We start from the raw sequence: 26654 nt of genomic DNA on the forward strand, positions 1-26654 counted from the left end.
GTTTCTGACCGTATTTTGGTGATGTCCGGCGGCAAGTTAACCGCCGATATTGCCCGCGAACGGGCAGAAGAATCCGCACTGGTTACAGCTAGCGCTCAGGGGTTTTGAGATGAAAACGACACAAACCGCGGCCTTAGCTCCGCGCCGCGGGGCTTCACTGTCCCGCGAAAACATTTTCCTGCTTTTACTTAAACTGCGTACCTTTATCGCACTGTTTTTAATTGTGGGTTTCTTTACCATGACGGTTCCCGGATTTTTATCCGCGGGTAGTATGGTTATCATGATTAAGCATATCGCCATTAATGCTTTCCTGGCACTAGGGATTACTTTCGTCATCATTACCGCAGGTATCGACCTTTCAATCGGCGCAACGCTGGGTTTATGCGGGATGATCGCCGGATGGTTGATTACTAAAGGGATCGTATTGCCGATGTTCGGTATCGCCATTTTCCCCAGCGTGTGGTTGATTGTTCCTGTCGTGTTACTTATTGGGGCATTCATTGGCGCCGTGAATGGCTGGATTATCACCCGCTATAATGTGGCCCCTTTTATCTGCACTCTCGGCACCATGTATGTTCTGCGCGGCGCGGCGATGTTGACATCAGATGGTCAGACTTTTCCCGGTCTGGCGGGCAATCCCCAGCTCGGAAATACAGGCTTTGATGAAATTGGCTCAGGTTCGCTATTTGGTATTCCGTGGGCGATCTGGATGATGATCGTACTGGCGTTAGTTATTGCCTATATCGCACGCCGGTTACCATTTGGTCGCCATGTTTATGCTATTGGCGATAACGAGAGAGCCGCAGAACTCTCAGGGGTAAAAGTCAAACAGGTTAAAGTGCTGGTTTATACTCTCTCCGGTTTTTGCGCCGCTATCGCCGGGATTGTCGTTTCCGCTCAGCTTCTGGCCAGTCATCCAGCTAATGGTACAGCCTTTGAAATGAACGCCATTGCTGCCGTTGTCCTCGGCGGGACATCTCTGGCAGGAGGACGCGGGACCATTCTGGGTACCCTAATCGGTGCCTTTGTTATCGGCTTTCTCGCCGACGGGCTGGTGATGATGGGCGTCAGCGAATTCTGGCAAATGGTGATTAAAGGCATCGTAATTATCGTCGCAGTGATTATCGATCAGATGCAAAACCGTATGCAGCAGAAGGCAGCAGTAGTCGCGCAAAAAGCCGTTATGGAAGGTCAGTAAAACGGCTGACTCAGTCAACGCCCCACCAGCATAACAAGTGGCTTTAACCCGGCCACTTGTTATGCCCGGAACGCAGGACAGGCATAGATTTTGATGATCTCTTTGATTGTACTAATAAACTAATGAGATCACAGCTATGCCCGCCCGTAAGGTATGCAGGACTTTTTTCATAACGCTCGCCCTGACCAATATGAGTTAATATCGACTTTTCACCATGAGCAATATCACCCTTTGAGCAAAGCGCGTGCAGTAGGGTAATCAGTAATCAGTACATCAATATATTCACCCTGCAACGCTCCACGAATGGCATTGCTTTTTTCCACCCCTCCCGCTAACGCAATCACGTGCTGACAACGGCGAATTTGCTCCAGTTCCATACCAATAACCGGGTCCTCATCATGGCTTAGCACCGGCTTACCCGAGGCATCGTAATAATGTAAACAAATATCCCCTACAGCCCCACGAGAAGCCAAAAGCTGAAGCATTTCTTCGTTATAATAGTTGCCCGAGTTTTTCAATAATTGTGATGGTTCAAGCACACCGATCCCAACGATTGCGACGTCAACTGCAGAAAATTTTTCCACAACTGTTGCTACGTCCGGGCTATTCACCAGACGAGAACGCTCTTCAACAGAATGTTCAATACTCTGTGAAGGGAGTAACCATACCGGACATCCGAGATGCGCCGCCAGTTGCTGGGTGAGAATCGTTGCCTGCACGTTACCGTTTGGACCAACGCCGCCTAAAAGCTGAATCACGCCCGCTGCACGAATATTTTGCGGATGCATTTCATCAACCATGCAACGTATTGTCCCACTCCATGAAGAGATACCCACCAGGTCTTCCGCACGTAAACGCGTTTCGACATAATGAGCAGCTGCGCTACCAATGGCGCGCTTTATCTGTCCGCTATCAGCATTTTCACCTGCATCCACCACTATCGCCTGACGGATACCGAAGCGCTGTTCAATAGCCTTTTCCAGTTCAACAAAGATGTTGGTTGGTTGTACAACGGTGATCTTCACCAGCCCTTCTTTCTGACAACGCGTCAGCGCTCGTGAAACAAACGATTGTGACAGATGCAGCAATGAAGCAATTTCAGACTGTTTTTTGTTTTCGCTATAGTAAAGCGTGGCAATTTTCACCAGTAAACGCTGTTCATCCTGTTTCGACATAGCATTCCCCTTGAATTCCTGTCTGTTATTTTTATTCATAGTTGAATAGATAACAAGCTCGCTCAACTTCAACATCTTTCCCGCAAATGTGATCATTTTCTCTTTTTTTAGAAAATAGCCTGTACAAGTCGTAGACAAACCCTTTAACAGGGCATATCTTACACATATGAATAATAAATCAGTTATGAATATATATTCAGAGCAATAAATAATCGTTTGTTTTGCCTGATGTTTAGCTCAATCAAAACATCCTATGCTCTTTTTCATCCTGATTGAATATTTATTCATTATAGAATTTAAATTCAAGAGGTATCCTATGAATCCGTTTTCGCTCTCCATTAAGGAGTTAGAAAAGAAAGCACGATCTATCCGTCGCCGTATCATTGTGTTAAATGCTGAAAGCCCGGCAGGCGGCCATACCGGAGCAGACCTTTCACAGGTTGAGCTACTTACCGCTTTATATTTCCGTATTCTGAACTGCTCTCCTGAACTCAAAGATAGCGAAGAGCGGGACATATATATCCAGTCCAAAGGGCATGCGGCAGGAGGCTACTACTGCGTACTGGCTGAAGCAGGTTTTATCCCGACAGAGTGGCTCGCCACTTATCAGCACGCTGAATCTCACCTTCCTGGCCACCCCGTGCGTCACAAAACGCCCGGTATTGAACTCAATACCGGTGCTCTGGGGCATGGTTTACCCGTCGCTGTCGGCATCGCGCTGGCGGCAAAACGCAATAACAGCCATCGTCGGGTATTCGTCGTAACCGGCGATGGCGAACTGGCCGAAGGCAGCAACTGGGAAGCCGCACTGGTCGCAGCCCACTATCAACTGGATAATCTTTTTATTATTAACGATAAAAATAACCTTCAGTTGGCAGGAGCAACCAGAGACATTATGAATACCGACCCGCTGGACGAAAAATGGCGGGCTTTTGGTATGGAAGTAACGGAATGTAAAGGTAATGACATGGCCGATGTCGTGAGCACGCTGGAAAGCCTTCATCCTCACGGTAAACCGCACGTTATTATTGCGCATACGACCAAAGGCGCAGGGGTTTCCTTTATACAGGGACGCCCGGAGTGGCACCATCGCGTGCCTAAAGGCGAAGAAATTGAACTGGCGCTGGAGGAACTGAAAGATGAGTAATAGCGAACATCTCGCCACCGTAATGGTGAATGCCTTTATTGATGCAGTAGATCGCGGCGTGGACCTGACGCCTGTTGTCGCTGATTCGACTTCAACAGCAAAAATTTCACCCTTTATGAAAAGGTTTCCGGGCCGTCTTGTTAACGTGGGCATCGCGGAACAAACGCTGGTTGGCGCAGCCGCTGGCCTGGCGCTGGGCGGAAAAGTCGCCGTCACCTGTAATGCTGCGCCGTTCTTAATCTCTCGCGCCAACGAACAGATTAAAGTCGATATTTGTTACAACAATACCAACGTAAAATTATTTGGCCTCAACGCCGGGGCCAGCTACGGTCCATTAGCCAGTACGCACCACAGTATTGATGACATCTCTGTTATGCGTGGTTTCGGCAACATTGAAATTTATGCACCATCCAGCCCAATTGAGTGTCGGCAAATTATTGATTATGCGTTGGCACATGTCGGTCCGGTGTATATCCGTCTGGATGGTAAAGCTCTGCCGGAATTACATGATGGCAACTATCAGTTCGTACCCGGAAAAATTAACGTCCTGCGGCAAGGCAGTGATGTCGCGCTGGTGGCAATGGGTTCAACCGTTCATGAAATCGTCGCTGCTGCAGCTCAGTTGGCAGAAAACGGAATCGATGCCACGGTTATCAATGTCCCGTCTATTCGACCTTGCGATACTGTCCAGCTGCTGGAAATCCTTAAACCGCATCAGGCCGTGGTGAGTGTAGAAGAGCATAACATCAACGGAGGTATTGGCAGTCTGGTCGCGGAAGTCCTCGCCGAAGCCGGTTGCTCAATTCCTCTGCGTCGTCTCGGGATCCCGAATGGCGGGTATGCAATTGCTGCCGACCGTACAGCCACACGCGCATATCATGAAATTGATGCCGCCGGCATCGTAAAGAATGCAACAGATCTGTACCTCACACAGACCGACAAAAAATAACAAGACTGAATATCTTACTGGAGAATGAACAATGTCCCGAATTCCGCAGAAACTGACTATGGGCGTCATTATTGGTAACCGGGGCTTTTTCCCGAGTTATCTGGTTGCAGAGGCGCGCCAACACGCAACGGTTCTTTTTGAACGACTGGGCATTAATACAATTATGCTTAATGACACCCAGACAGAATTAGGCGGCGTCGAGACTCGCCAGGATGCCAAAATTTGTGCGGCGTTATTCCGTGCCCATCGCGATGAGATCCATGGCGTTGTCGTACTGCTTCCCAATTTTGGCGACGAAAAAGCAGTGGCAGAATCCTTGCGCCTTTCCGGACTCAATGTTCCTGTTCTGATTCAGGCGGAAGAGGATAATCTCGACAAAATGGGGCTGGCAACCCGCCGTGACAGTTTCTGTGGAAAAATTTCTCTCTGTAATAACCTACGCCAGTACGGTATCCCATTCACTCTGACAAGCCAGCATGTTTGCGCCCTCAGCGGTGAAGTGTTTGAAAAAGACCTTAAACGCTTTGAACAAATTTGCCGTGTAGTAAATAGCATGCGCACAGTACGTGTCGGTGCAATCGGTGCGCGTCCTGCGGGTTTCAATACCGTTCGCTATAGCGAAAAATTGCTGGAACGCCTGGGTATCGCCGTTGAAACTCTGGATTTATCTGAAGTCTTCACCCGCATCAAACTTTTGCGGGATGACGATATTCGCGTTGATGAGAAACGCCGCCTGCTGCTGGATAACGCTGACGCCAGCACAATCTCAGCCGATAAACTGGTTATGATGGCAAAACTTTTCGTCGTTATCAGTGAATGGGTCGTCACCAACGATATCGACACCACCGCCATCCAGTGCTGGACTTCCCTGCAGGAAAACTTAGGTATTAACGTCTGTTCAATAATGAGCGTCATGTCCGGGCAACTGATGCCAAGCGCCTGTGAGGTTGACGTAATGGGGGCGCTGTCGATGTATGCGCTAGCCAGCAGCAATTTGAGTCCTGCTTCTATTGCCGACTGGAACAATAATTTTGGCGACGATCGCGACAAATGCGTCCTGTTCCACTGCGGTAACTTTGCTGCCGCCAGCCTCGAATCGCCACACATGGGTACCGCCGATATTATTGGCACCACGGTGGGTAAAGAGAACACCTGCGGTGCGGTACATGGCCGAATGAAGAGCGGCGCACTGACTTATTTCCGTATGAGTACAGATGATCTGACGGGCGAGATCAAAGCCTATGTTGGTGAAGGTCAGTCAGTTGACGATCCTCTGGATACCGTTGGCTGCCGTGCGGTAATCCAGGTTCCACAGCTTGAAAAACTACTGTCGTGGATTTGCCGCAACGGTTTTGAGCATCATGTGGCAATGAATCATTCAGCGAGCGCGGAAATTCTGCATGAAGCCTTTACCCGCTACCTTGGGGTTAATACCTATTGGCATCAGTGAGGCGAATATGGCCAGCAAAGAGATCATCATCGCCCTTGATGAGGGTACAACCAATGCTAAAGCCGTTGCACTGGATGCGCATGGCAAAGTACTGGCATCGTTCTCCCGAGGGTTGACAATCAGTACTCCCCAGGAAGGATGGGTGGAACAACCTGCAGAATTGTTGATTGACGCCTCTATTGATGTTATATCGCAGGCGATCGCCGCCGTCGGGGCGGATAATGTCGCGGCGCTGGCTATCAGTAACCAACGCGAGACCGTTGTTGGCTGGTATCGCTGCAACGGACGCCCTCTCGCGGCGGCTCTTACCTGGCAGTGTTCACGTACCGCCGCCTTTTGTCAGTCGCTCCGCCAACAGGGTGCAGAGGCGCAAATCAAAGCAGTAACCGGTCTCCCGATTGCGCCTCTGTTCTCTGCCTCTAAAATGCGCTGGTTACTGGAATCTGTCCCAAACGGTTTCGAATTAGCCGAAAAAGGGGAGATCTGTCTGGGAACGGTCGATAGTTGGCTGTTATGGAATCTGAGCGGAGGGCACGCCTTCAGCTGTGATTTTTCTAACGCCTCGCGAACCCAACTCTTCAATCTCCATACCGCAGACTGGGATAACGGTATGCTTGCCTTGTTCTCAATCCCGGGCTGTGCGCTTCCTACCATTCGCCCCTCCAGCGGGTTATTCGGCCACACATGCGGATGCCCTGGGATCCCGGATGGTATTCCTCTGATGGCGATGATCGGTGATTCCCATGCGGCTTTGTTTGCCCACGGTCTTGGTTCCGAGGGCTGTGTGAAAGCGACCTACGGTACCGGTTCTTCAGTGATGGCTCCCGTCAACTCTGCGCAATGTGACGTTAATGCCCTGGCGACTACGGTGGCCTGGCACGACGGCGATCGTCTGGTATACGGGCTCGAAGGGAATATCCCGCATACCGGGGATGCCGTCGCCTGGATGGTGGAGAGCACAGGCCTGGATCAGCTATCTTCCGACGACCTGACGCAGCAGTTAAACCTGCTCCCCCGTTCAATTGACTCGACGCTGGGGGTCTATTTTGTTCCTGCGTTAACCGGGCTTGGTGCGCCATGGTGGGATGAAAACGCACGCGGTGTAATTCGTGGGCTCAGTCGTGGCGTTAAACGCGCTCATCTTGTCAGAGCTGCGCTGGAATCTATTGCTTATCAGATTGCAGATGTGACTATGGCGATGCGCCAGCATTCCGATTTTACCCTGAGCGCATTAATGGTAGATGGAGGGCCAACAAAAAATGACTGGCTTATGCAGTATCAGGCGGATCTATTGGGCTGTCCGGTAATGCGCAGCGATGTGGCGGAGCTCTCTGCCATGGGAGCGGCTCTGCTGGCGCGCAAAGCCCTGCTAAACATTGCCACACCGGCGCTCCGGCAGTTTCTCCCGGAACATATCAGCTTCCAGCCCGATATGGTTCGCCACAACAGACTGCAAAAACGCTGGCATGAATGGCAATCCGCGGTTGAAATGGCTCGACAGCAAAAAATTAGCGAATAAAAAAGGTCCCTTAAGGTTCCTTACCCAGCCTGCGGATAAGCGGGGATCGCTCCCCGCATACCGGCTACTTCTTCGTTTCGTAAGCGAGAACCGCCTTAAACTCCATACGACGTTCTTTGATACTCAGCTCACACAGCGAGTTGCGCACCATTAACGTCAACCCCAGCGCTGTCAAACACAACACGATGACCGCCGCCAGGGCGTATTTTGTCAGCATCTCGTTGCCTCCATGCGAAGAAGAGGCTACTATCCAGCGTGATGGGTTTGGATTGTCGGCCTCAGGTTGATGGTAACATCTCCTGGGGCTTCGTCTTTCTGAATCCTCACCTAAAGCCTGAACGCAGAAAGCCTCAGGCACCCACCGCCATCATACGCTTCCCTGCGTATCCCACTGTTTATTTAGCCAGTACAGTAGTACTTTCAGAAAAAATTTAGCCTACCTACATTCCAGGGAAGGTCACGCTGTTGCCCGGCGCTTCGCGATGCAGGTGGATAAAGTTAAGATGGCGCTCGTACTGGTCAAGAATATCGGTGATCACCTGCTCTTTGCTGTAATCCATCAGATCATTACCCTGGCTCCCCTCCAGCAGGAAAGTCTCCAGACGATAGTAGGTCGACTTCCCGCTGCGCGCCCGGTAGGTGAAGCCCGGAATGGAATACTGTTGCGGCCAGATCTGATAAACAAAGTTCTGCTCATCGCCCATATGCACCAGCAGATCGAGATGGCCGAGATTATCGCCCTCTTCCGGCGGCAGGCTTTTCAGCTCGACGTAAGCGCCGCGCAGCTTAAGTTCCTGCGCCACCTCTTCCATCGCCGGGAAACAGACCGTCTCCATCATCTGTCGGGTATAGCGAGTGCCGGGATAGTTCATCAGGCGCGACAGGCGTTTCTTCCAGCTCAGACGATCCTGCACGCCCAGCGGACGCGGAGCGGTGTCGCGGTTAGCGCTCTCACGGCGATAATCCTCCACCTTCAGCGACTTATACAAACCCGCCATCACAAAGAAGATCACGAAACTAAACGGCAGCCCCATAATCACGGTCGCGTTCTGCAGGGCAGAAATCCCGTTGGTCATCAACATGCCCAGAGTCAGCAAGCCGATGGCCATCGACCAGAAAATCCGCAGCCAGTTTGGCGCATCGCTGTTGATATCCTTCAGCCTGGAAGTGAAATTGCCCAGCACCAGCGCCCCGGAATCGGCGGAAGTGACATAAAACAGCAGGCCGGTAATAGTCGCCACCGATGCGCTAAAGGTAAACGCCGGATACTGCGCCAGCAGGTTATAGAAGCCACGCTCCGGATGAGCGATTGCCTCTGCGGCAAAATCCACATTGCCGTGGATAATTTCATACAGTGCGCTGTTGCCGAACACCGACAGCCACAGCAGGGTAAAGGTGAACGGAATAATCAACGTGCCCATCACAAACTGGCGAATGGTGCGCCCGCGGGAAATACGCGCCAGGAACAGGCCAACAAACGGCGACCACGCCACCCACCACGCCCAGAAGAACAACGTCCAGTTGTTCATCCACTCCACCGGGCGGTCGAAAGCGAAGCTGTTCAGGGTCATGCCCATAAAACGATTCACATAGTCGCCCACGTTAAGGACCAGCGCATTGAGCAAAAACTCGGTATCGCCCATAAACAGAATGAACAGAATCAGCCCCAGCGCCAGCACCACGTTAAGCTCGGAAAGAATACGAATGCCTCTGTCGACCCCGGAGGTCACTGAAATGGTCGCGATAATGACCGACAGCACGATCAGCGCCGCTTTCGCTCCCAGCGAATCCGGAATATCAAACAGCACGTTCAGGCCGTAGTTAAGTTGTACCACGCCAATCCCGAGAGTGGTGGCGATACCAAAAATTGTGCCGATGACGGCGGCGATATCCACGCTGTGACCGACAGGGCCATTAATCTTTTTGCCGAAGATAGGATAGAGCGCGGAGCGAATGGTGAGCGGCAAATTATAACGATAGCTAAAGTATCCCAGCGCCATCCCCATCAGGGCGTACATCGCCCAGCCGGTTAACCCGTAGTGAAACAGCGTCCACACCATCGCCTGGCGTGCCGCTTCCATGGTCTGCCCCGCCCCTTCCGGCGGCTGCATATACTGGGTCACCGGCTCGGCAACGGAGAAAAACATCAGATCGATACCGATACCGGCGGCGAACAGCATCGCCGCCCAGCTTAATACGCTAAACTCCGGCTTTGAGTGCTCCGGCCCAAGTTTCACCGAACCGAAGCGCGAACAGGCGATGCATACGACAAACACAATATACAGCGTCGCGGCCAGCAAGTAGTACCAGCCAAAGGTCTTCGACACCCAGTTTAGGGTACGACTAATCCAGGCCGCGGAAAAATCACTGAAGAAGAGAGTCATCAGGGAAAACAACAAAATCAGTCCAGCGGAAGTGTAAAAAACCACCGGATTGATTTTGTCCTTTTCTCTGCTCGGCGAAAGGTCTGTCATCCATTCTCCTTACTATTTTTGCAACTATTAGAATCAAAATCCGCAACAATTAAGACACATTTTATATTGAACGTCCAATCAAAAACCGCTTTAATAGATAAACAAATCTGATGAATGGAGTCTGAGAAATGCCCAAACTGGGGATGCAACCGATACGGCAGCGGCAATTAATTGACGCCACCCTGGCCGCAATCAATGAAGTGGGTATGCATGATGCCACCATCGCACAGATTGCCCGGCGGGCTGGCGTATCGACCGGCATCATCAGCCACTATTTCAAGGATAAGAACGGGCTACTGGAAGCAACGATGCGTGATATCACCGGTCAGCTACGTCAGGCGGTACTAAGCCGCCTGCGCGCCCTGCCCGACGCCGCCCCCTCTGAACGACTGCGCGCCATCGTGGCCGGAAATTTCGACGACAGCCAGATAAGCGGCGCGGCGATGAAAACCTGGCTTGCCTTCTGGGCCAGCAGCATGCATCAACCGATGCTCTATCGCCTGCAGCAGGTCAGCAGCAGGCGTCTGCTGTCGAACATCGTTTATGAATTTCAGCGCGTTTTGCCGCGCGAAGCGGCACAAGAAGCAGGTTATGGCCTTGCCGCACTGATCGACGGGCTGTGGCTACGCGCGGCGCTGAGCGGTAAACCGCTGGATAAAGCCCGCGCCGAAACGCTCGCCGGACACTTCATCAGCCAATATTTGCCACTGACTTCTCAATAATGGAGGACCCATGTCCCGAATGGCCGAACAGCAGCTTTATATCCATGGTGGTTATGTCTCCGCCACCAGCGGTAAAACCTTCGAGACCATCAACCCCGCCAGCGGGGAAGTTCTGGCAACCGTCCAGGCCGCTGGGCGCGAAGATGTCGATCGGGCGGTAAAAAGCGCCCAAAAAGGGCAAAAAATCTGGGCAGCAATGAGCGCGATGGAACGCTCGCGCATTCTGCGTAAAGCGGTCGATATCCTGCGCGATCGTAACGATGAACTGGCGCGTCTGGAAACCCTCGATACCGGGAAACCGCTGAGCGAAACCGCCGCCGTGGATATCGCCACCGGCGCTGACGTCCTGGAGTATTACGCGGGCCTTATTCCGGCGCTGGAAGGCAGCCAGATCCCGCTGCGCGACAGCGCATTCGTCTACACCCGTCGCGAACCGCTGGGCGTGGTCGCCGGGATCGGCGCCTGGAACTACCCGATCCAGATAGCCTTATGGAAATCAGCCCCGGCGCTGGCGGCCGGTAACGCGATGATCTTTAAGCCGAGCGAAGTCACCCCGCTCAGCGCCCTGAAGCTGGCGGAAATCTACCGCGAAGCAGGACTTCCGGAGGGCGTGTTTAATGTTCTGCCGGGCCTCGGCGCCGAAACCGGTCAGTATCTCACCGAACATCCGGATATCGCCAAAATCTCCTTCACCGGCGGCGTCGCCAGCGGCAAAAAAGTAATGGCTAACTCCGCCTCGTCATCATTGAAGGAAGTGACTATGGAGCTGGGCGGCAAATCACCGCTGATCGTTTGTGAAGATGCCGACCTCGACCTCGCCGCCGACATCGCGATGATGGCTAATTTCTACAGCTCAGGTCAGGTCTGCACCAACGGCACCCGCGTGTTTATTCCGGCGCGCTTTAAAGCGGCTTTTGAAGAGAAAATCCAGGCCCGCGTGGCGCGTATTCGCCCCGGCGATCTGTTTGATGAAAACACCAACTTCGGCCCGCTGGTAAGCTTCCCGCATCGCGACAACGTGCTGCGCTATATCGAGAGCGGCAAACAAGAAGGCGCGCGCCTGCTGTGCGGCGGAGATGTGCTGAAAGGCGAAGGATTTGACCACGGCGCGTGGGTCGCGCCGACGGTATTTACCGACTGCCATGACCAGATGACCATCGTCCGTGAAGAGATTTTCGGCCCGGTGATGTCAATTCTGACCTACGACGATGAGGCAGAAGTGATCCGCCGCGCCAACGCCACCGAATATGGTCTTGCCGCCGGTGTCGTCACCCCGGACTTAAACCGCGCCCACCGTCTGATTCATCAGCTTGAAGCCGGGATCTGCTGGATCAACAGCTGGGGCGAATCCCCGGCGGAAATGCCGGTCGGCGGCTACAAACACTCCGGCATAGGCCGCGAGAACGGCGTCCAGACGCTCCACAGCTACACCCAGGTAAAATCCATCCAGGTTGAGATGGGTCAGTTTCAATCCATATTTTAACCAGGAGGCCATTTTTGCAATTTGACTACATCATTATCGGTGCCGGTTCCGCCGGCAACGTACTGGCGACACGATTAACAGAAGATCCCCACACCAGCGTTCTGCTGCTGGAAGCGGGCGGGCCGGATTATCGTTTCGACTTCCGCACCCAGATGCCTGCCGCGCTGGCCTTTCCGCTGCAGGGACGACGCTATAACTGGGCCTACGAGACCGAACCCGAGCCGTATATGAACAACCGCCGCATGGAGTGCGGGCGCGGTAAAGGCCTTGGCGGTTCCTCGTTGATTAACGGCATGTGCTATATCCGCGGCAACGCCATGGATCTCGACAACTGGGCCAGCGCGCCTGGACTGGAGCAGTGGAGCTATCTTGACTGCCTGCCCTACTACCGCAAAGCGGAAACTCGCGATATCGGTGCGAACGACTACCACGGCGGCGATGGCCCGGTGAGCGTCGCCACGCCAAAGCAGGGCAATAACCCGCTGTTCCACGCGATGGTGGAAGCCGGCGTGCAGGCCGGTTATCCACGCACCGATGACCTTAACGGCTATCAGCAGGAGGGGTTTGGTCCGATGGATCGAACCGTGACGCCGCAGGGCCGCCGCGCCAGTACCGCTCGCGGCTACCTCGACCAGGCCCGCAAGCGCCCCAATCTGACCATCCGCACCCACGCGCTGACCGATCATATTATTTTCGACGGCAAGCGCGCAGTGGGCGTGGAGTGGCTGGAGGGCGACAGCGCCGCACCGTCCAAAGCCACCGCCAATAAAGAGGTGCTGCTCTGCGCGGGGGCCATTGCATCGCCGCAGATCCTGCAACGCTCCGGCGTCGGCAACCCGGAACTGCTGCGCCAGTTCGATATTCCGCTGGTTCACGCGCTGCCCGGCGTTGGCGAGAATTTGCAGGATCATCTGGAGATGTATCTGCAGTATGAATGCAAAGAGCCGGTGTCACTCTACCCGGCGTTACAGTGGTGGAATCAGCCGAAAATCGGCGCCGAATGGCTGTTCGGCGGCACCGGCATCGGCGCCAGCAACCAGTTCGAAGCGGGCGGTTTTATCCGCAGCCGCGAAGAGTTTGCGTGGCCAAATATTCAGTACCACTTCCTGCCGGTGGCGATTAACTACAACGGTTCCAACGCGGTGAAAGAGCACGGTTTCCAGTGCCATGTAGGCTCCATGCGCTCACCGAGCCGCGGCCACGTACGCCTGAAATCGCGCGATCCGCATGAGCATCCGGCCATCCTGTTTAACTACATGTCCTGCGAACAGGACTGGCAGGAGTTCCGCGATGCGATTCGCATTACCCGCGAAATCATCAATCAACCAGCGCTGGATAACTATCGCGGACGGGAGATCAGTCCCGGTCTGGAATGCCAGAGCGATGCCGAACTGGATGAGTTCGTACGTAATCACGCCGAAACCGCCTTCCACCCCTGCGGCACCTGTAAAATGGGCTACGACGAAATGGCGGTGGTCGACGGCGAAGGCCGGGTACATGGTCTGGAAGGCCTGCGCGTGGTCGATGCTTCGATTATGCCGCAAATTATTACCGGCAATCTGAACGCCACCACCATTATGATTGGCGAAAAAATCGCCGATGCCATTCGCGGCCGTCAGCCGCTGCCGAGAAGCACGGCGGCGTATTATGTGGCGAACGGCGCGCCGGTACGGCGTTAAAAGGCTGCCCCCCTCTCCCGGATGGGGAGAGGGCATTATCCCTCTGCGGGTTTGGTAACCCGGGTCAGGCCTGTCATTGGCCCGCCATCGCCATCAGCCATTTCCTACCACCAGCCAGAGACGCCATCGTTGACCTGCTGATCAAATGCATTAATCTCCGGCACACGTCTATCTCCCGCGCGTGTTTTAATTTGTTATCTCAGGCAGCAAGAGTCGCCGGAAGACAGCTGGCGCAATTCTCCTTAATAACGTATTGGCCTTGTTTATGCCTTTTATGCATAAATTTATCCGTATTTTGACTTTACGCCTTTGATTAAGCGGCCTAACGTAGCGAAACATCAAGAATCGTAATCACTCTTTTCAGGAAGCGTTCATGACTAAAAAACTGCTGCCGCTGCTGGTACTGACCGCATTATCAGCCGCCGTCCACGCCGCCACGCCGCCGAATACCCTTGTGGTCGCCCAGGGACTCGATGATATTGTCAGCCTCGATCCGGCGGAGGCCAACGAGCTTTCCAGCATCCAGACAGTACCGAGCCTCTATCAGCGCCTGGTGCAGCCGGATCGCGATAACCCGGAAAAAATCACCCCAATTCTGGCCGAAAGCTGGCAGGCAGATCCGGCAGCGAAAACGCTGACCTTCAGGCTGAAGCCCGACGCTAAGTTTGCCTCCGGCAACCCGCTGCGCCCGGAAGATGTCATTTTCTCATACACCCGGGCGGTGACCCTTAACAAGTCTCCGGCATTTATTCTTAATGTGCTCGGCTGGCAGCCGGATAATATCGCCAGTCAGTTAAAAAAAGTGGATGACCACACCCTGGAGGTACACTGGACCGCCGACGTCAGCCCGGCGGTGGCGCTGAATATTCTCTCCACGCCAATTGCCTCTATTGTGGATGAGAAACGGGTCGCGCCGAACGCTAAAAACAACGACTTCGGCAACGGCTGGCTGAAAATGCACTCTGCGGGCAGCGGCGCTTATAAAATGCGGGTCTATCAGCCGCACCAGGCCATCGTACTGGAAGCCAATGACAGCACGCCGACCGGCGCACCGAAGCTAAAAAGCATCATTATTAAAAATGTGCCCGATCCGGCTTCCCGTCGCCTGCTGATCCAGCAGGGCGATGCCGACGTGGCGCGTGACCTCGGCGCCGATCAGATTGCCGCTCAGCAAGGTAAAGCGGGCGTCAAGGTTCTCAGCATCCCCTCCGCCGAACAGAACTATCTGGTCTTTAACACCGGCAACAGCGCCAACCCGCTGCTAAAAAACCCGGCTTTCTGGCAAGCGGCACGCTGGCTGGTGGATTACGAGGGCATTACCAAAGATCTGCTGAAGGGCCAGTATTTCATCCACCAGAGCTTCCTGCCGGTCGGTCTGCCGGGCGCGCTGGATAATAACCCGTTTAAATTCGACCCGGCGAAAGCCAAAGCGATCCTCGCCAAAGCGGGGATCAAGGATGCGCATTTCACCCTTGACGTCGAGAACAAACCGCCATTTATCACCATCGCACAGTCGATGCAGGCCAGCTTTGCCCAGGGCGGCGTGAAGGTGGATCTGCTCCCGGCGGCCGGTAGCCAGGTGTATGCCCGCGTGCGTGCCAGACAGCATCAGGCGGCGATTCGTCTGTGGATACCGGACTATTTCGACGCTCACTCTAACGCCAGCGCTTTTGCTTACAACGACGGTAAATCCAGCACCGTGGCCGGACTGAACGGCTGGCAGATCCCGGCGCTGAATAAAGAGACCCTGGCGGCAGTTGCCGAACCCGATCCGACTAAACGCCTGGATCGGTATAAAAAAATGCAAGAAGAGCTACAGCGCAGCTCTCCTTATGTCTTTATTGACCAGGGGAAAACGCAGATTGTGGTCCGGGATAACGTGAAGGGCTATCAGCAAGGCCTTAACGCCGATATGGTCTGGTATGATCGGGTAACCAAGTAGCGACGTACTCTTTTCGTCCTGGCCGAAATACCCCGGATAGCGGCCATCGGTTCGCCGCCATCCGGGGAAACATCCCGGCCACGGAAATTCGGCTTTTTTACCAACGGAATAACCATGTCTGCTGTTTTACCTACCAGAGCAGAGCGGCGCGCAAAACGCTCTCTGCTCGCGTTGTTTCAGGGACTGCTGACGCTGGCGCTGACCCTGCTCGGCCTCCTGCTGGTCACTTTCGCCCTCTCGGCGCTGTCGCCGGTTGACCGGGTGTTGCAAATCGTCGGCGACCACGCCAGCCAGTCCACCTATGACCAGGTGCGCCACCAGCTCGGCCTCGACCAGCCGCTGCCGCTACAGTTCTGGCACTATCTGGTGAATCTCGCCCATGGCGATCTCGGCATCGCCAGTTCCACCGGTCAACCGGTACTCCACGATCTGCTCACCGCCTTCCCTGCCACGCTGGAACTGGCCACCCTGGCGCTAATTATCGGCGCGCTGCTTGGCGTCATCGCGGGCGTCCTGTGCGCCCGCTACGTCGGCTCGCCGTGGGATCTGGCGATGCGGACCTTTACTCTGCTCGGCAATTCGGTGCCAATTTTCTGGCTTGGTCTGCTGATGCTGGCGCTGTTTTACGCCAAATTACAGTGGACGCCAGGACCGGGGCGACTGGACGATATTTATCAGTATACCGTCGAGCCACGCACCGGCTTTGCGCTGATCGATACCTGGCTCTCAGGCGACAAAGCGGCATTCAAAAATGCCGCCGGACACCTGCTGCTACCGGTGCTACTGCTGGCTTATTACTCGCTGGCCAGTATCACTCGCTTAACCCGCTCCGCCTGCCTGAGCGAAATGAACAAAGAATATATCCTGCTGGCGCGCGCCAAAGGGGCCAGCGAGATGACCATCCTGCTGCGCCATGTGCTGCCGAATATACGCGGTACCCTGTTAACGGTGATCGCCCTGGCGTATACCTCGATGCTGGAAGGCGCGGTGCTGACCGAAACCGTCTTCTCCTGGCCGGGAATTGGCCGCTATCTGACCACCGCGCTGTTTGCCGGGGATACTACGGCGATTATGGGCGGCACGCTGCTGATCGGCGCGAGCTTTGTGTTGATTAATAACCTCACCGACCTGCTGGTGCGGTTGACCGACCCGAGGGTGCGCTGATGCCGACTACTCTGTTTTTACACCGTCTGCGCCGCTCGCCTGCCGCCTTTTGCGGCCTGATCATTATTACCTTGCTCCTGCTGGTCGCCCTCTTCGCCCCGTGGCTGGCCCCGCTCGACCCAAACTGGCAGGATGCCGCCGCGCGTCTGCAAGGGCCCGGCGCCCAGCACTGGCTCGGCACCGATAGCTATGGCCGCGACCTGCTTTCAAGGCTGATTTTCGGTGCCCGCCCCGCTCTGGGCCTGGTGGCGCTGGTCACCGTCATTACTCTGCCCGTGGGTCTGCTGGTGGGGATTCTCTCCGGTTATTACGGCGGCTGGCTCGAACGGGTATTGATGCGTTTTACCGATGTTGTCATGTCGATGCCAAGGCTGATTCTGGCTTTCGCCTTTGTCGCCATGCTCGGCCCTGGGCTGGTCAACGGCGCGCTGGCGCTGGCGCTCACCACCTGGCCCGCCTACGCCCGCCAGGCACGCAGCGAAATTCAGCGCCTGCGCCACAGTGATTATCTGGCGGCGGCGGAGATGATGGGCATTCGCGGCTGGCGACTGCTGATCGGCCATATTCTGCCGCTCTGCCTGCCATCGGCTATCGTCCGCCTGGCGCTGGACTTAGCCGGTATTATTCTGGCCGCCGCCGGTCTTGGCTTTCTCGGCCTCGGCGCACGTCCGCCAATGGCGGAATGGGGCGCGATGATTGCCGACGGCATGCAGGTGATTTTCGACCAGTGGTGGATCGCGGCCGCTCCTGGCGCCGTCATTCTGATCGCCAGCCTGGCGTTTAATCTGCTCGGCGATGGCCTGCGCGACGTACTGGAGCCACAACATGACTGATATCCGACTGAACGTTAAGGGACTCGCCATCGACTATCCTGGCGCACGGGTGGTGAACGATTTAAGTTTTACTCTCGGCAACGAGCGGCTGGCGCTGGTCGGCGAATCCGGCTCCGGCAAGTCCATGACCGCCCGGGCGCTGATGGGGCTGGTGCGCAAACCCGGCGTGGTAAGCGCCGATACGCTCAACGTGCTGGGGCGCAACGTCTTAACCCTCAACGATCGCGGCTGGCGCAACCTGCGCGGCAACGATATCGCCATGGTGCTGCAGGACCCGCGCTATGCGCTCAATCCGGTAAAAAGCATTCAGGCCCAACTGGAGGAAGCGCTAACGCTACATCAGCGCCTTAACCGTCGCGGGCGACTGGATGCGGTCAAAGCCGCCGTGGCCGCTGTCGGCCTCGATTTACCGGTACTGAACCGCTATCCGGGAGAGCTCTCCGGCGGCATGGGTCAGCGGGTGATGATCGCCATCGCCTTGCTCAACAATCCGCAAGTGCTGATTGCCGATGAACCCACGTCAGCCCTTGATGCCCGTCTGCGCAATCAGATCCTCGAACTGCTGGTGGAACAATGCGAACAACGGCAGATGGCAATGCTTTTGATTAGCCACGACCTGCCATTGGTGGCGGAACACTGCCATCGGGTGCTGGTGATGTATCAGGGGACAAAGGTCGATGAAATGGCGGCGCGGGATCTGCCTGCGGCAACCCATCCCTATACCCGCACGCTGTGGACCTGCCGCCCGGACGCGCAAACCTATGGCCGGATGCTCCCCACGCTCGACAGAACCCTGGACTTTACGGAGGTGGCGCATGGCAATCGTTAATCTTAACGATCTCCAGGTCGTTTTCGCTGAAAAAACGGCGGTGTCTGCCGCCCGTTTTGCCGTTGATGCGGGAGAAACCTTCAGCCTGATCGGCGCATCCGGCTGCGGAAAGTCAACCATTTTACGAGTGTTAGCGGGGCTACAGCGCGACTGGCGCGGCAGCGTCGAACTGTTTGGTCAAGCCATTACGCCCGGCGCGCGTTTTCAGGGCGAACTACGGCGCAACGTGCAGATGGTATTTCAGGATCCCTACGCCTCGCTGCACCCGAATCACACGCTGTGGCGTACGCTGGCGGAGCCGTTGAAAATTCACGGTCTCGACGAGATTGCGCAGCGGGTTAGCACCGCGCTGGAGCAAGTGGGACTCCCCGCCGACGCCGCGCGCCGTTATCCGCACCAGCTCTCCGGCGGCCAGCGCCAGCGGGTGGCGATCGCCCGCGCCCTGCTACTGCATCCAAAAATCCTGCTGCTGGATGAGCCGACCTCGGCGCTGGATATGTCGGTTCAGGCGGAAATACTTAATCTGCTCAATCGGTTAAAACAGGAGCATGGGATGACCTATCTGCTGGTCAGCCATGATGCCGATGTGATTGCCCATATGTCGGACCGGGCGGCGTTTATGGCAGAGGGCGTAATTCAGCGCTTCTTTGATCGCAACGCGCTGGTAAATGGCGAACACCGGATGGGCTAACCGACTCCCCTCACCCTCTCCACAGAGAGAGGGTGCGCTTCTTCCGGGAATCGGGGAACCTGAACAGGTGCGCAGTATTGCCTCCGGCGAAACACCCCGCGCTGACGCCCTACTTCGCCAGATTCGCGAAACGGGCAAATACCGCGTCAAAAATCGCCAGTCCTTTCGCCACCTGTTCGGCGCTGATAGTGCATGGCGGCACCACGTGAATACGGTTTTCCACCACAAACGCCAGCAGACCGGCTTCAGTTAACGCGCCTTTAATCGCCGCCATATCCGCCGCGGTCAGCGGTGTTTTATCCTGTCGGCTGCTGACCAGTTCCAGCGCCTGGAACAACCCGCGACCGCGCACGTTACCGATAATCGCATGTTTTTCCGCCAGCGCGTCCAGCCCAGGACGTAGCACCTCATTACCGATAGTCGCCGCGTTCTCCACCACTTTCTCGTCTTTCATCGCATCAATGGTGGCGACAATCGCCGCCATCGCCAGCGGATGGCCGGAGTAGGTCAAGCCACCGGCAAAAAAGTGATCATCAAAGTAACGGGCGATCGGCTCACTAATCAGTACCCCGCCAGCCGGAACATAACCGGCGTTAACCCCTTTCGCGAAAGTGACCAGATCCGGCACCACGCCATCCTGCTCAAATGCGAACCAGCTACCGGTACGGCCAAAACCGGCCATCACTTCATCGAGGATCAGTACAATGCCAAACTCATCGGCCAGCGCCCGCACGCCCTGCATATAACCATCAGGCGGCACCAGAATCCCGGCGGTGCCCGGAATGGACTCCAGCAAAATCGCGGCAATCGCGCTCGGACCTTCGCATTCAATCATCCGCCGCAGATGCGCCAGCGCGCGCTGGCACTCCTCCTCTTCCGTCGTGGCGTTAAATTCGCTGCGATAGAGGTAAGGGTTGAAAAAGTGTACATGACCGCGGGAATACTCGTTCGGCACGCGACGCCAGTCGCCGGTGGCGGCAATCGCGCTACCGGTGTTGCCGTGATAGGAACGATAGGCGGAGAGCACTTTATCGCGGCCGGTATACAGCCGCGCCATGCGGATAGCGTTCTCGTTGGCATCCGCGCCGGCGTTGGTGAAAAACACTTTACTAAAGCCTTCCGGCGCCAGTTCGACAATACGCTTCGCCGCTTCGCCACGGGCGAGGTTGGCGGTCGCTGGCGCGATGGTGACCAGTTCTTCCAGCTGCGCCTTCATGGCCGCCAGCACGCGAGGATGCTGATAGCCAATATTGACGTTCACCAGTTGGCTGCTGAAATCAAGATAAGTGTTGCCTTCGTAATCCCACAGCTCACAGCCTTTGGCCCCGGCGATCACCAGCGGATGTAAATTGCCCTGCATCGACCATGAATGAAACACATAGGCGCGATCCAGCTGCCGAACTTCATCATTACTTATCGCGACCTCGTTCTGTATTGCCAGCTTCATACCCTGCCCTCTCTCATGTCGTTGTTGTTGGCTTCATCATTGGCCGCGTCAAAGCAAAACCGATAGAGCCAGTGCGTGGAAAATGATGTGACACGGTGTCACATCTCCACGTCCCGACTGGCCCTGTGCCCCGCAGAGCGGCGTTTTTATAGTGGTCACGACAACCTGCACAGGAGAATGAAATGGCAACAAGTAAAGTAGTATTTATTACCGGGGCGACTTCGGGGTTTGGTGAAGCGGCGGCGCAGGTTTTCGCCGATGCCGGCTGGTCGCTGGTATTAAGCGGGCGCCGTTTCGCGCGGTTAAAAGCGTTACAGGATAAACTCTCGTCTCAGGTGCCGGTGCATATCATCGAACTCGATGTGCGTGACAGCAACGCGGTCGCCGCCGCCGTAGCGGCGCTTCCCGCTGAATTCGCCGATATTACCACCCTGATTAATAACGCCGGGCTGGCGTTGTCGCCGCTGCCAGCGCAAAAAGTAGAGCTGGAAGACTGGAAAACGATGATCGACACCAACGTCACCGGTCTGGTCAACGTGACCCACGCCCTGCTGCCGACGCTGATTAACCACGGTGCGGGCGCAAGTATCATCAATATCGGCTCTATCGCCGGACAATGGCCCTATCCGGGCAGCCACGTCTACGGTGCCAGCAAGGCGTTCGTGAAGCAGTTTAGCTACAATCTGCGCTGCGACCTGCTCGGTACCGGCGTGCGGGTCACTGACCTTGCGCCGGGAATTGCCGAAACGGAATTTACCCTGGTGCGCACCAAAGGCGACCAGGCGGCATCGGATAATCTCTATCGCGGTACCACCCCGCTGAGCGCACGGGATATTGCTGAGCAGATGTTTTACATCGCCACGCTACCGGATCATATGAATATCAACCGCGTGGAAGTGATGCCGGTGCGTCAGGCCTGGCAGCCGTTTGCAATCGATCGGGATTAAGGTTCTGTCCGGACGACAAAACCGCAGACCATGCCAATCCGTAGCCCCGGTGCGCAGCGCCACCGGGGAGATCGGCCGCAGAGGATGGGGCCCGGCGTCTTATTACCGGCTACTCTGCAAAAACTGCCTGACACGTTCGGAATCCGGGTTGGTGAAAAACTTCTCCGGCGGCGCTTTCTCAATCAACAAGCCCTTCTCGAGAAACACCACCTCATCCGACACCTGGCGCGCGAAATCCATCTCATGGGTCACCACTACCATGGTATAACCTTCGGCGGCCAGCGCTTTCATTACCCCCAGCACCTCATTTACCAGCTCGGGATCCAGCGCCGATGTCGGTTCATCAAACAGGATCACCTCCGGCGACATCGCCAGCGAACGGGCTATCGCCACCCGCTGCTTCTGGCCGCCAGAGAGCGTAATGGGGTACACGTCCGCTTTATGCGCCATCCCTACTTTTTCCAGTTGCTGCATGGCGATAGCTTTCGCTTCGTCACGTTTCATCCCCTTCACGTGCAGCAGCGCCTCACTGACGTTCTGCTGCACCGTCAGGTGCGGCCACAGGTTAAAGCTCTGAAACACCATTCCTACCCGCTCGCGGATTTTCGACAGCTGACGATGGGACATCGCCCGGCCATTCTGTTCATCAATACCCAGGCGTTGACCGCTAATGTGGATTTCGCCGCGATCCGGCTGCTCCAGCCAGTTCATACAACGCAATAGCGTCGATTTACCCGACCCCGACGAACCAAGGATGCTCACCACGGTTCCCTTTTCCACCGTCAGGTTGATATCACGAAGAACCTCAACGTTATCGAACTGTTTAGAAACGTTTTTGACGCTTACAGCAGTCGTATCATGCATGACTCATTCCTCTTCTGGCTCCCCAGGCGCTCAGGCGTTTAATCAGCAGCTCCAGCAGGATGCTGATCGCCCAATAGAGCCCAATCGCGACGATAAAAGCGTTAAACGGGATAAAATAAGTGGCCTGGACGCTATTGGCCGCGGCGGTGATCTCCTGAACGGTAATAATGCTCAGGAAAGCGGTATCTTTCAGGCAAATAATCAGTTGATTCCCCATTAGCGGTAACGCGGAAGACAGAATATTAGGCAGAATAATGCGACGGAATATTTTATATCGCGAAAAACCCTGCGCGACCGCCGCTTCAATGTAGCCGCCGGAAAATACCCGCCGCTGGCTGCGTAATATTTCGAAAAAATAGGCGCCATGGTAGATAATTAAAGCCAGTAATCCGGCGGTCCAGGGCTCCATACTGATACCGACTTCCGGCAGACCGTAATAGAGCAAATAGGCCAGAATCAAAAATGGAATCGCCCGCATTAAACTGACAAAACCAATAATGATCCTGTTAAGGGTTTTCTTTTGATATTCGGTGAAATAACACAGCACAATGCCGATAATTAATCCGCTAATCGCTGCAATAATAAATAATTCAAGGGTGGCGAATAAACCGGCAATAAAGCTGTCGCGCACCGACCAGATAACGGCCCACTGATTCATAGCTCCTCCTGTTTTTATCGCGCCAGGCGTTTCGCTTTACGTTCCGCCATCCCCTGCAGTTTTAGCAGCAGGCCAATAATCACCACATACAGCAGCCCTGCCGCCAGAATCGGCGAAAGCGGTTCATAGGTGACCGAGGAAATTCGGTTGGTCACACGGGTCAGATCCACGACGCCAATCACCGCAATCGCCGGACTGCCTTTAATCAGGAATGACATTTCGTTAACCAGTGCAGGCAGGCTTTCAATCCACATTTGCGGCAACATGATATAGCGGAAATAGGCCCAACGACGCATCCCCACCGATTCCGCCGCTTCTCGCTGTTCGCGGGGAAAGGTGCGAAAGGCATTGCGCCAGATTTCCGCATTAAACGCGGAAGTATTCAGCGTCAGCGCCACAATCGCCGCGATGTTTTTATCGAGATGAATTCCCATCGTCGGCAAAGAGAGAAACAAAAACAGCACCAGCGTCACTAGCGGCGTGGCGCGGGCAAGGCTGATATAAACCACCAGCAGTTGGTCGATAACCGGTATGCGTAACATCCGTACCAGTGCGATCAGCAGGCCGATCGCCACCCCAAAAGCGATAGCGATGACCGAAATCCAGAGGGTCGTCCATGCGCCTTCAATCAGTAACTGCCAGGAAATTGCATCCATGAAACCCTCCTTCTGCTTAACAGGCGGCGGTTACCCGCCGCGAAACACATTACAGACCCGCTAATTTATGGAACTGTTCCGGACTGGTGATCGGCTCCGTCGGCAGATCGTCATAGGTTTCGCCAAACCACTTTTTCTGTAGTTCCGCAAGCTTGCCGGTCTCCTTCATGTGGTTCATAAATTTGGTCATATAAGCCAGCAGCTGCGGCGAGCTTTTGGGGATTGGCCATGCCATATAGCCCGGCCCGGACACCGCCAGACCTTTGGCGAACACCTTCGGCTTGCTCTTCACCAGATCGTTGACTGAGATAACCACGTTAATCACGTAATCCAGGCGTTTATTGGCGAGGTCGGCATAGGCTTCAGGGTAGGAGGGATACTCCACCACCGGTCCCAGCTTGCCACCGGTTTTCTCCAGCATCGCTTTCAGTTCCGGCAGACGAGCCAACAGCGCGCTGCCCGCCTGAACGCCCACTTTTTTACCGCTGAGTTCGGCAATCGTATTCAGTGAATTATCGCCGGCGCGTTTAACAAAATAGTGCTGGGCGGACGCCCACGGCGGCGTAAAATTAAAGACTTTCAGGCGATCATCGGTAATTACCGCCCCGGTTAAAGCCATATCGTACTGGCCCGTAGAGACCGCCGCTAATAATCCGGTCCACGGCAGAATGCTCTGGTCGACATGGAATTTCGCGTATTTGCGTAATTCATCGAGCATATCTTTGTTAAAGCCATCTGCCTGGCCGTTATTCATAAAGTTAAAAGGCGCGTAATCATCTTCGGTCGCGACTTTCAGGGTGCCGGATTTTTCGATTTCCGGGAGATCTGCGGCTACCGCATGATAAGAAAAGGCCATCGCCATAATGGCGCCCAGACAAATTGAACCTAATGATTTTTTCATCAATCCACCCCTAATTAATTCGCCAGACGTGTTCATTCCAGAACATGAAAAGGTTTGCAAAATATGTGCCGACGGAAACTCCGGTCCGCGACTGATGGATGCGTTGTCAAAACCCGCCCATCGCTACAGCCGGTTTGGACACGGACGGCGTAATACACCCAGAATGTACATGCAGTACATGAGGATACGGGCACTGTCCGGGGCCAAAATGGCAAATAAAATAGCCAGATGGGACTGGTTCTTACTGTAGGGAGCGTTTTAAATTTCCGGATAGAGCCAGATCCGTTGCGTGGATGTGTCAGTCATTCTCAGGGTGGTATGGAATTTGCTCCGGTTTATACATCGTGCGTTTGCGTAAGGAGCTAAATATGATCCGCCACCTGTTACATGTTGATTTCGACCCGCGCCGCGGTTTGCAGGAGCAGGTGCGCGAGACGCTGATTAACGCCATTCTGGGCGGTATTTTTTCCGCCGATATGCCGCTCCCCTCCTGCCGTCAGTTGGCCAACCAGTTGCGGGTATCGCGCAACACCACCGCCCTGGTTTTTGAAAGCCTGGTGAACGAGGGATACCTGATCAGCCGCCCGCGTAGCGGCTATTATCTGCATCCGCATTATCAGCATCCGCCTTCCGCCACCGTGGAGGCTGCACCGCAGCGCGAATGTTCTGCACCATGCTGGGGCGCCCGGCTGCAAATCACGCCCAGCCAGCAGGAGTCGATTCTTAAACCGGCTGGCTGGATGAACTACCGTTATCCGTTTATCTACGGCCAACCGGATACCCGTCAGTTTCCGCTGGCGACCTGGCGCTCGGCGGCGAACTGGCTGCACGGCGGCGTGCGCGATCCGGCGTGGGTAGTGGACCATATCGATCAGGATGTCCCGATGCTGATTGAGCAAATCCGCACCCGGGTGCTGCCCAAGCGCGGCATCGTCGCCGCACCGGATGAGATTCTGATTACCCTCGGTTCGCAAAACGCGCTCTATCTGCTGACCCGCCTGCTGATGTCATCGACGACACGGGTCGGTGTGGAAAATCCCTGTTTTCGCGAAGCGATTAATACCTTCCTGCTCGCCGATACCGATATTGTGCCGCATCCGGTGGATGAACAGGGGATCGTCCTTAATGACACGCCCTGCGATTATTACTATGTGACGCCCGGCCACCAGGTTCCCACCGGGGTAGCGATGAGCAAGGCGCGACGCAATCAGTTGCTGGAACATGCCGTTCGCCATGATGCGGTCATTATTGAGGACGATTACGACTCAGAAAGTAACTTTATGCTTAATCCGCTTCCGGCCCTCAAAGCCAGCGATCGCAGCGGCAGAGTGGTCTACGTCAGCAGCCTGTCAAAAGCGCTATCGCCGGGTCTGCGGTTGGGCTTTATGGTTGCCGATCCGGACCTGATCGATGAGGCTCGGGCGCTGCGGCGACTGGCGTACCGCCACCCGCCAACCAATATTCAGTATCAAATGGCCCATTTCCTTGCCCAGGGCCACTATGAAACGCATCTGCGGCGCTACCATTACGACTCTGCCCAGCGCTGGGATCGCCTCAATAACGCTCTGCAGCACCATCTCCCTGAGTGCCGGATCATTCCCGGTAGCGAACATGCCAACGCCTTCTGGCTGGCCACGCCGGCGCAAATCAACACCCAGCAACTCACCTGGCGCGCCGCCCATGCCGGGGTACTGATCGAGCCCGGCGCACGGCATTTTCTCAGCGATGCGCCGCCGGATAACTTCTTCCGGATGGGCTTTCATGCCATTAACCCTGACGCCATTGAACAAGGCGTGGAGGTGCTGCGCGGCCAGCTGGCGCAGATGGGTTAAGAGTCGGGTGCGAACACAATGTTATCAGCGGAATCCTATGCGCCTCCCTTGTGGGCTCCGCTGGTCATCTCCCGGCCAGGCAGGGCTATCGGGG

23 protein-coding genes are annotated in these 26654 nt (G+C 55.3%); 15 read left to right on the forward strand and 8 right to left on the reverse strand.

Annotated features, from left to right (window positions below; all coding sequences use genetic code 11):
• Positions 1-109 precede the first annotated feature (109 nt).
• A complete protein-coding gene (locus FE839_RS03065; protein WP_138359034.1) occupies positions 110-1198 on the forward strand; it encodes an ABC transporter permease in 1089 nt (362 codons plus the stop codon).
• 224 nt (positions 1199-1422) lie between these two features.
• Here FE839_RS03065 and FE839_RS03070 read toward each other — a convergent pair whose 3' ends face one another.
• The gene (locus FE839_RS03070) at positions 1423-2373 is read right to left on the reverse strand and encodes a sugar-binding transcriptional regulator (RefSeq protein WP_138359174.1); all 951 of its coding nucleotides are present in this window, start codon (positions 2371-2373) and stop codon (positions 1423-1425) included.
• Between the two features lie 316 nt (positions 2374-2689).
• Between FE839_RS03070 and FE839_RS03075 the strand changes: the two genes are divergently transcribed.
• The 4 genes from FE839_RS03075 to FE839_RS03090 are packed head-to-tail and all read left to right on the forward strand — an operon-like array spanning position 2690 to position 7438.
• The gene (locus FE839_RS03075) at positions 2690-3520 is read left to right on the forward strand and encodes a transketolase (protein WP_138359036.1); all 831 of its coding nucleotides are present in this window, start codon (positions 2690-2692) and stop codon (positions 3518-3520) included.
• Complete coding sequence (locus FE839_RS03080) at positions 3513-4469, forward strand: transketolase family protein (protein ID WP_138359038.1); 957 nt, start codon at positions 3513-3515, stop codon at positions 4467-4469. Before FE839_RS03075 ends, FE839_RS03080 begins: the two co-directional genes overlap by 8 nt.
• Positions 4470-4500: 31 nt before the next feature.
• Positions 4501-5919, forward strand: a complete 1419-nt coding sequence (locus FE839_RS03085) for an L-fucose/L-arabinose isomerase family protein (RefSeq protein WP_138359040.1) — start codon at positions 4501-4503, stop codon at positions 5917-5919.
• 7 nt (positions 5920-5926) lie between these two features.
• The gene (locus FE839_RS03090) at positions 5927-7438 is read left to right on the forward strand and encodes an FGGY family carbohydrate kinase (protein ID WP_138359176.1); all 1512 of its coding nucleotides are present in this window, start codon (positions 5927-5929) and stop codon (positions 7436-7438) included.
• A gap of 64 nt (positions 7439-7502) precedes the next feature.
• On the opposite strand, the gene FE839_RS03095 is transcribed toward FE839_RS03090, so the two are convergent.
• Together FE839_RS03095 and FE839_RS03100 are read right to left on the reverse strand one after the other, a co-directional pair.
• A complete protein-coding gene (locus FE839_RS03095) occupies positions 7503-7655 on the reverse strand; it encodes a Hok/Gef family protein (RefSeq protein ID WP_138359042.1) in 153 nt (50 codons plus the stop codon).
• 223 nt (positions 7656-7878) lie between these two features.
• Positions 7879-9912: a choline transporter gene (locus tag FE839_RS03100; protein WP_138359044.1), complete on the reverse strand. Its 2034-nt coding sequence runs from the start codon at positions 9910-9912 to the stop codon at positions 7879-7881.
• Between the two features lie 128 nt (positions 9913-10040).
• Here FE839_RS03100 and betI point away from each other — a divergent pair, with 128 nt between their 5' ends.
• From betI to FE839_RS03140, 8 genes are all read left to right on the forward strand, one after another.
• The gene (betI, locus tag FE839_RS03105; RefSeq protein WP_138359046.1) at positions 10041-10634 is read left to right on the forward strand and encodes a transcriptional regulator BetI; all 594 of its coding nucleotides are present in this window, start codon (positions 10041-10043) and stop codon (positions 10632-10634) included.
• A gap of 10 nt (positions 10635-10644) precedes the next feature.
• Positions 10645-12117 (forward strand): betaine-aldehyde dehydrogenase, encoded by a 1473-nt coding sequence (gene betB, locus FE839_RS03110; RefSeq protein ID WP_138359048.1) that lies wholly within the window; start codon positions 10645-10647, stop codon positions 12115-12117.
• Positions 12118-12131: 14 nt separating this feature from the next.
• Entirely contained in the window at positions 12132-13796 is a 1665-nt protein-coding gene (betA, locus tag FE839_RS03115) for a choline dehydrogenase (protein WP_138359050.1), read from the forward strand.
• A gap of 373 nt (positions 13797-14169) precedes the next feature.
• Positions 14170-15738, forward strand: a complete 1569-nt coding sequence (locus FE839_RS03120; protein ID WP_138359052.1) for an ABC transporter substrate-binding protein — start codon at positions 14170-14172, stop codon at positions 15736-15738.
• Between the two features lie 114 nt (positions 15739-15852).
• The gene (locus FE839_RS03125) at positions 15853-16902 is read left to right on the forward strand and encodes an ABC transporter permease (protein ID WP_241675606.1); all 1050 of its coding nucleotides are present in this window, start codon (positions 15853-15855) and stop codon (positions 16900-16902) included.
• Complete coding sequence (locus FE839_RS03130; RefSeq protein WP_138359054.1) at positions 16902-17735, forward strand: ABC transporter permease; 834 nt, start codon at positions 16902-16904, stop codon at positions 17733-17735. Before FE839_RS03125 ends, FE839_RS03130 begins: the two co-directional genes overlap by 1 nt.
• The gene (locus tag FE839_RS03135; RefSeq protein ID WP_138359056.1) at positions 17728-18564 is read left to right on the forward strand and encodes an ABC transporter ATP-binding protein; all 837 of its coding nucleotides are present in this window, start codon (positions 17728-17730) and stop codon (positions 18562-18564) included. Before FE839_RS03130 ends, FE839_RS03135 begins: the two co-directional genes overlap by 8 nt.
• Positions 18551-19255 (forward strand): ABC transporter ATP-binding protein, encoded by a 705-nt coding sequence (locus FE839_RS03140; protein WP_138359058.1) that lies wholly within the window; start codon positions 18551-18553, stop codon positions 19253-19255. Before FE839_RS03135 ends, FE839_RS03140 begins: the two co-directional genes overlap by 14 nt.
• Before the next feature lie 109 nt (positions 19256-19364).
• Here FE839_RS03140 and FE839_RS03145 read toward each other — a convergent pair whose 3' ends face one another.
• A complete protein-coding gene (locus FE839_RS03145) occupies positions 19365-20702 on the reverse strand; it encodes an aspartate aminotransferase family protein (RefSeq protein ID WP_138359060.1) in 1338 nt (445 codons plus the stop codon).
• Between the two features lie 182 nt (positions 20703-20884).
• Between FE839_RS03145 and FE839_RS03150 the strand changes: the two genes are divergently transcribed.
• Positions 20885-21649, forward strand: a complete 765-nt coding sequence (locus FE839_RS03150) for an SDR family NAD(P)-dependent oxidoreductase (protein WP_138359062.1) — start codon at positions 20885-20887, stop codon at positions 21647-21649.
• Positions 21650-21751: 102 nt separating this feature from the next.
• Here the strand turns inward: FE839_RS03150 and FE839_RS03155 are convergent, their stop codons facing one another.
• From FE839_RS03155 to FE839_RS03170, 4 genes are read right to left on the reverse strand one after another with little or no spacing between them, the layout of a single operon-like run.
• Positions 21752-22513, reverse strand: coding sequence for an amino acid ABC transporter ATP-binding protein (locus tag FE839_RS03155; protein ID WP_138359064.1), 762 nt, complete (start codon positions 22511-22513; stop codon positions 21752-21754).
• The gene (locus tag FE839_RS03160; protein ID WP_138359066.1) at positions 22506-23171 is read right to left on the reverse strand and encodes an amino acid ABC transporter permease; all 666 of its coding nucleotides are present in this window, start codon (positions 23169-23171) and stop codon (positions 22506-22508) included. Before FE839_RS03160 ends, FE839_RS03155 begins: the two co-directional genes overlap by 8 nt.
• 14 nt (positions 23172-23185) lie before the next feature.
• Positions 23186-23827 (reverse strand): amino acid ABC transporter permease, encoded by a 642-nt coding sequence (locus FE839_RS03165; protein WP_138359068.1) that lies wholly within the window; start codon positions 23825-23827, stop codon positions 23186-23188.
• A 49-nt stretch (positions 23828-23876) separates the two neighbouring features.
• Complete coding sequence (locus FE839_RS03170) at positions 23877-24728, reverse strand: transporter substrate-binding domain-containing protein (protein WP_138359070.1); 852 nt, start codon at positions 24726-24728, stop codon at positions 23877-23879.
• A gap of 368 nt (positions 24729-25096) precedes the next feature.
• Between FE839_RS03170 and pdxR the strand changes: the two genes are divergently transcribed.
• Positions 25097-26560: a MocR-like pyridoxine biosynthesis transcription factor PdxR gene (gene pdxR, locus FE839_RS03175; RefSeq protein WP_138359072.1), complete on the forward strand. Its 1464-nt coding sequence runs from the start codon at positions 25097-25099 to the stop codon at positions 26558-26560.
• Positions 26561-26654 lie beyond the last annotated feature (94 nt).

The sequence above is a fragment of the Klebsiella indica genome (genome assembly GCF_005860775.1).
GTDB classification, from domain to species: domain Bacteria; phylum Pseudomonadota; class Gammaproteobacteria; order Enterobacterales; family Enterobacteriaceae; genus Klebsiella; species Klebsiella indica.

Excerpts from the sequence above, each read along its gene's own strand:
- FE839_RS03065 (WP_138359034.1), top strand. The coding sequence starts at position 110 with ATGAAAACGACACAAACCGCGGCCTTAGCTCCGCGCCGCGGGGCTTCA.
- FE839_RS03070 (WP_138359174.1), bottom strand. The coding sequence starts at position 2,373 with ATGTCGAAACAGGATGAACAGCGTTTACTGGTGAAAATTGCCACGCTT.
- FE839_RS03075 (WP_138359036.1), top strand. The coding sequence starts at position 2,690 with ATGAATCCGTTTTCGCTCTCCATTAAGGAGTTAGAAAAGAAAGCACGA.
- FE839_RS03080 (WP_138359038.1), top strand. The coding sequence starts at position 3,513 with ATGAGTAATAGCGAACATCTCGCCACCGTAATGGTGAATGCCTTTATT.
- FE839_RS03085 (WP_138359040.1), top strand. The coding sequence starts at position 4,501 with ATGTCCCGAATTCCGCAGAAACTGACTATGGGCGTCATTATTGGTAAC.
- FE839_RS03090 (WP_138359176.1), top strand. The coding sequence starts at position 5,927 with ATGGCCAGCAAAGAGATCATCATCGCCCTTGATGAGGGTACAACCAAT.
- FE839_RS03095 (WP_138359042.1), bottom strand. The coding sequence starts at position 7,655 with ATGCTGACAAAATACGCCCTGGCGGCGGTCATCGTGTTGTGTTTGACA.
- FE839_RS03100 (WP_138359044.1), bottom strand. The coding sequence starts at position 9,912 with ATGACAGACCTTTCGCCGAGCAGAGAAAAGGACAAAATCAATCCGGTG.
- betI (WP_138359046.1), top strand. The coding sequence starts at position 10,041 with ATGCCCAAACTGGGGATGCAACCGATACGGCAGCGGCAATTAATTGAC.
- betB (WP_138359048.1), top strand. The coding sequence starts at position 10,645 with ATGTCCCGAATGGCCGAACAGCAGCTTTATATCCATGGTGGTTATGTC.
- FE839_RS03120 (WP_138359052.1), top strand. The coding sequence starts at position 14,170 with ATGACTAAAAAACTGCTGCCGCTGCTGGTACTGACCGCATTATCAGCC.
- FE839_RS03125 (WP_241675606.1), top strand. The coding sequence starts at position 15,853 with ATGTCTGCTGTTTTACCTACCAGAGCAGAGCGGCGCGCAAAACGCTCT.
- FE839_RS03130 (WP_138359054.1), top strand. The coding sequence starts at position 16,902 with ATGCCGACTACTCTGTTTTTACACCGTCTGCGCCGCTCGCCTGCCGCC.
- FE839_RS03135 (WP_138359056.1), top strand. The coding sequence starts at position 17,728 with ATGACTGATATCCGACTGAACGTTAAGGGACTCGCCATCGACTATCCT.
- FE839_RS03140 (WP_138359058.1), top strand. The coding sequence starts at position 18,551 with ATGGCAATCGTTAATCTTAACGATCTCCAGGTCGTTTTCGCTGAAAAA.
- FE839_RS03145 (WP_138359060.1), bottom strand. The coding sequence starts at position 20,702 with ATGAAGCTGGCAATACAGAACGAGGTCGCGATAAGTAATGATGAAGTT.
- FE839_RS03150 (WP_138359062.1), top strand. The coding sequence starts at position 20,885 with ATGGCAACAAGTAAAGTAGTATTTATTACCGGGGCGACTTCGGGGTTT.
- FE839_RS03155 (WP_138359064.1), bottom strand. The coding sequence starts at position 22,513 with ATGCATGATACGACTGCTGTAAGCGTCAAAAACGTTTCTAAACAGTTC.
- FE839_RS03160 (WP_138359066.1), bottom strand. The coding sequence starts at position 23,171 with ATGAATCAGTGGGCCGTTATCTGGTCGGTGCGCGACAGCTTTATTGCC.
- FE839_RS03165 (WP_138359068.1), bottom strand. The coding sequence starts at position 23,827 with ATGGATGCAATTTCCTGGCAGTTACTGATTGAAGGCGCATGGACGACC.
- FE839_RS03170 (WP_138359070.1), bottom strand. The coding sequence starts at position 24,728 with ATGAAAAAATCATTAGGTTCAATTTGTCTGGGCGCCATTATGGCGATG.
- pdxR (WP_138359072.1), top strand. The coding sequence starts at position 25,097 with ATGATCCGCCACCTGTTACATGTTGATTTCGACCCGCGCCGCGGTTTG.